Below are 4542 nucleotides of genomic sequence, written 5' to 3' on the forward strand. Positions count from 1 at the left end.
ATGGAGAGAATAGTCAGGTTATCGAACTGCTTCTCTTCCGGCACGGGCAGGGTGTTAGTCACGACGACCTCCACAGCACCGCACTGAGACAGACGCTCAGCAGCCGGATCGGACAGAACCGGGTGGGTTGCTGCGATAATAACTTCCTTCGCGCCCTTGTCCATGAGGACCTTCACAGCGCCAGCAATGGTGCCGCCGGTGTCAATCATGTCGTCAATCAGCACACAGGTACGACCCTCGATGTCACCCACAACAGTCTTAGAAACAGCCTGGTTGGGGACGTTAATGTCGCGGGTCTTGTGCACGAACGCCAGGGGTGCGCCGTCCAGCAGATCAGCCCAGTGCTCAGCCACACGCACACGACCGGTATCCGGGGACACAACAGTCACGTTGGACAGGTCGTCCACGCGCTCGCGAATGTGCTTAGCAAGAACCGGAATCGCAAAGAGGTGATCCAGCGGGCCGTCAAAGAAGCCCTGAATCTGCGAAGTGTGCAGATCCACGCACATCAGGCGGTCAGCACCAGCGGTCTTGTACAGGTCCGAAATCAGACGTGCCGAGATAGGTTCGCGGCCCTTGTGCTTCTTGTCCTGACGAGCATACGGGTAGAAAGGAGACACCACGGTAATGGAACGAGCGGATGCACGCTTGAGCGCATCGATCATAATGATCTGCTCCATGAGCCACTCGTTGATGGGTGCCGGGTGCGACTGAATCACGAAAGCGTCCGCACCGCGCACCGACTCCTCAAAGCGGACGTAGGTCTCGCCGTTGGCGAAGGTGTATGCGGAGGTGGGCAGCAGGTCGTGATCAAGTGCCTGCGCAATCTCCTCGGCAAGCTTGGGGTGTGCTCGGCCGGAGACCACTACAAGCTTGCGCTCACCGGGGTTGGTAATCTCGCTACTCATGGTGTTGTTCTTTCCTCGAATTAGGATTCTGCCGGATCCTGAGCGCCAGCAGCCTTAGCAGCCTCGGCGGGTTCGGTACCAGCACGGTTCTTCAGAACCCAGCCATCGATAGTGCGCTGGGAAGTCTCAGAGTAGGCGAGGGCGCCCGCAGGAACATCCTTACGGATCAGCGCGCCCGCGCCGGAGTAGGCACCGTCACCGACAGTAACAGGTGCAACGTAAATACCTGCGGAGCCCATGCGAGCATGAGCGCCAATAACGGAGCGGTTCTTCACCAGGCCGTTGTAGTTCGCGAAGATAGAGCCAGCACCAATGTTTGCGCCCTCACCGATGGTGGCATCACCAACGTAGGACAGGTGCGGAACCTTTGCGCCATCGCCAATCTGCGAGTTCTTAGCCTCGCAGAAGGTGCCAAGCTTAGCGTCCTTGCCCAGGGTGGTACCGGGGCGCAGGTATGCGAAGGGGCCAACAGTTGCACCTTCGCCAATGACAGCGCCGTGACCGTGCGCGCGGATGACGGTAGCGTCAGCCTCAACGGTCATATCAGTCAGGGTGGTGTCCGGGCCAATGGTGGCGCCGGTAGCGACGGTGGTAGAACCGTGCAACTGGGTGCCGGGCAGCAGGGTTACGTCGTTCTCAATGGTGACGGTGACGTCAATCCAGGTGTTCTCAGGATCAACGATGGTCACGCCATTACGCATGTGAGCCTCAAGGATGCGGTTGTTGAGCATACGACCCAGCTGAGCCAGCTGCACGCGGTCGTTAGCACCCTCGACCTCCCAGCGGTCCTCAATAGCCAGGGCGGAGGTGCGGTAGCCCTTAGAACGAGCGATGGACAGAACGTCGGTAATATACTTCTCGCCCTGTGCGTTGTTGGTGGTCACTTCGAGCAGTGCCTCGCGCAGAACAGCGGCGTCAAAAGCGTAAATACCGGAGTTAATTTCGGTGATTTCAAGCTCTTCGGGGGAAGCGTCCTTCGCCTCAACAATGGCGGTCACTTCGCCAGCCTGGTTACGGACAATACGACCGTACGCGCCGGGCTCATCCACGTGAGTGGTCAGAACGGTCACAGAGTTCTTGTCGCCCTCGTGGAAAGCAATCAGTTCGCGCAGGGTCTCGGGACGCAGCAGGGGAACGTCACCGTAGGTCACCAGGACGGTGCCGGAAACGGGAGCCTGCGCATCCAGAGCGTTCAGACCGACCTCAACAGCGCGACCGGTACCGGGAATCTCATCCTGGTCAACAATGGTTACTTCGGGGTCAAAAGCAAGGACGTGCTCAGCAACCTTATCGCGCTGGTGGCGCACCACAACAGCAAGGCGCTCAGGGTTCAAATCGCGTGCAGCGGCGACAGCGTGCTCCACCATGGAACGACCACCGATGCCGTGCATAACCTTGGGGGTAGCGGACTTCATACGCGTACCAGCGCCTGCGGCGAGAACAATCACTGCAGAGGGTGCCAGTTCAGTATTCACTGGGAAGACTCCTTAGACGAGGTTGTAAGAGTGAGGAGTGAGCGCGGACCGCTAACTCTCTAATCAACGGTGCCGTTGAGTGCTTACGCTCCGCCACTAGGACTCGAACCTAGACAAACGGCTCCAAAGGCCGCTGTGCTGCCATTACACCATGGCGGATTATCCATACATTCACATGAGTTCCTGGTAACAGGCCCTCATTGTCATTGGCCGCCATTTTGGGCACAGAACAGCGCAATGCAGGAAATGCTTTCCTCAGTTTATCAAATATCTGTGCTCAACTTAGCCGCGTGCCCCGCAATCCCCACAGCTTTTCTCACCGCCATCGAGTACCCTCTCATCAAAGCCTGGAGCGCTACTTGAAGTGAAGACTCACCCTGTACCCTAGAAGGCGTGGCACATCTACTTGGCGGCGAATCGCTGCACCTCGAATTCCCTACCCGAACCATCTTTGAAGGCATCACGGTCGGTCTGAACGAAGGCGACCGCATCGGCATTGTCGGCCGCAACGGCGACGGCAAATCCACCCTCATGAAGATTCTTGCCGGCCGGCTCGAACCGGACTCCGGCCGCGTCACCGTGCGCGGCGGCACCCGCATCGGCTACCTCGACCAGTCAGACGTCCTCGACGACGACCACACCGTCGGCTACGCAATTGTGGGCGACACCCCCGAATACGAATGGGCGTCACAGGCACGCATCCGCGATGTCATCTCCGGCCTGGTCTCTGACCTGCCCTGGGACGCACCCGTCTCTTCGCTCTCCGGCGGTCAGCGCCGACGCGTAGCGCTCGCCTCCCTGCTCGCGCAGGAGTGGGACGTGCTCATGCTCGACGAGCCCACCAACCACCTGGACGTTGAAGCCATCACCTGGCTCGCCAACCACCTGAAGTCCCGCTGGCCAAAGAACGCGGGCGGCCTCATGGTTGTTACCCACGACCGCTGGTTCCTCGACGAAATCTGTACCGACACCTGGGAGGTGCACGACCGCATCGTCGAGCCCTTCGAGGGCGGCTACGCTGCGTACATCCTGCAACGTGTGGAGCGTGACCGTCAGGCAGCCGCAGCGGAGGCGAAGCGTCAGAACCTCATGCGCAAGGAGCTCGCCTGGTTGCGCCGCGGTGCGCCCGCGCGTACCTCCAAGCCGAAGTTCCGCATTGATGCCGCCAACGCCCTCATTGCGGACGTTCCGCCGGTGCGTGACACCGTGGAGCTGAAGAAGATGGCGGTCTCCCGCCTCGGCAAGGACGTGGTCGATCTCGAAAACGTTTCCGTCGTCTACGACGACCCCTCGATGCCCGGCGGCAAGCGCCCGGTGCTGAAGAAGGTCACCTGGCGTATTGCCCCCGGCGAGCGCACCGGCATCCTGGGCGTGAACGGCGCGGGGAAGTCCACCCTACTCTCTCTGGTGACCGGCGATCTGAAGCCGACCGAGGGCCGCGTCAAGCACGGTAAGACCGTGAAGATTGCGACCCTGACCCAGCAGCTCGATGAGCTCAACGAGGTCGCTAACGACCGCGTCTCGGATGTGATTGGCCGCAAGAAGCGCAGCTACATTGCCGATGGTAAGGAGCTGTCTCCCTCGCAGATGCTGGAGCGTCTGGGCTTTACGAGCGCGCAGCTGTCTACCCCGGTCAAGGACCTTTCGGGTGGTCAGAAGCGTCGCCTGCAGCTCATGCTGATTCTGCTGGATGAGCCGAACGTGCTGATTCTCGACGAGCCGTCCAACGACCTGGATACCGATATGCTCGCCGCGATGGAGGACCTGCTGGACACCTGGCCGGGTACCCTGCTGGTGGTCAGCCACGACCGTTACCTCATGGAGCGCGTCACCGATCAGCAGTACGCCGTGATTGACGGTTCGTTCCGTCACCTGCCCGGCGGTGTGGACGAATATTTGGCGCTCTCAGCAGCCGGTGCTGGCGGTTCTGCCGCCGGTAGCGCGCAGGCGCGTGCCGCCTCCTCGGCGCAGGCTTCTGCTGAGCCGGAGGCCCCGAAGGTTTCCGGTGCCGAGTTGCGTGCGGCGCAGAAGGAATCCGGTGCGATTGAGCGGCGCCTCGCCAAGCTCGCTGCAGAGCAGGAGAAGCTCTCCGAGCAGATGAGCGCGCACGACGCCTCCGACTACGCCGGTTTGGCGGCGCTCGGCGAGCAGCAGCAGAC

3 protein-coding genes and 1 tRNA gene are annotated in these 4542 nt (G+C 60.9%); 1 reads left to right on the forward strand and 3 read right to left on the reverse strand.

Annotated elements, in window-relative coordinates; translation table 11 throughout:
- The 3 genes from Q0216_RS06605 to Q0216_RS06615 all read right to left on the reverse strand — a co-directional run.
- Positions 1-908, reverse strand: a 908-nt coding sequence (locus tag Q0216_RS06605; protein WP_298593921.1) for a ribose-phosphate diphosphokinase, incomplete at its 3' end; no start/stop codon positions are given.
- A 20-nt stretch (positions 909-928) separates the two neighbouring features.
- Positions 929-2383: a bifunctional UDP-N-acetylglucosamine diphosphorylase/glucosamine-1-phosphate N-acetyltransferase GlmU gene (gene glmU, locus Q0216_RS06610; RefSeq protein WP_298593923.1), complete on the reverse strand. Its 1455-nt coding sequence runs from the start codon at positions 2381-2383 to the stop codon at positions 929-931.
- Between the two features lie 88 nt (positions 2384-2471).
- Positions 2472-2542 (reverse strand) — tRNA-Gln (locus Q0216_RS06615).
- 234 nt (positions 2543-2776) lie between these two features.
- On the opposite strand from Q0216_RS06615, the gene Q0216_RS06620 reads away from it, so the two are divergent.
- Positions 2777-4542, forward strand: a 1766-nt coding sequence (locus Q0216_RS06620) for an ABC-F family ATP-binding cassette domain-containing protein (RefSeq protein ID WP_298593925.1), incomplete at its 3' end; no start/stop codon positions are given.

The organism is uncultured Rothia sp., assembly GCF_937976295.1.
Taxonomy (GTDB): Bacteria; Actinomycetota; Actinomycetes; order Actinomycetales; family Micrococcaceae; genus Rothia.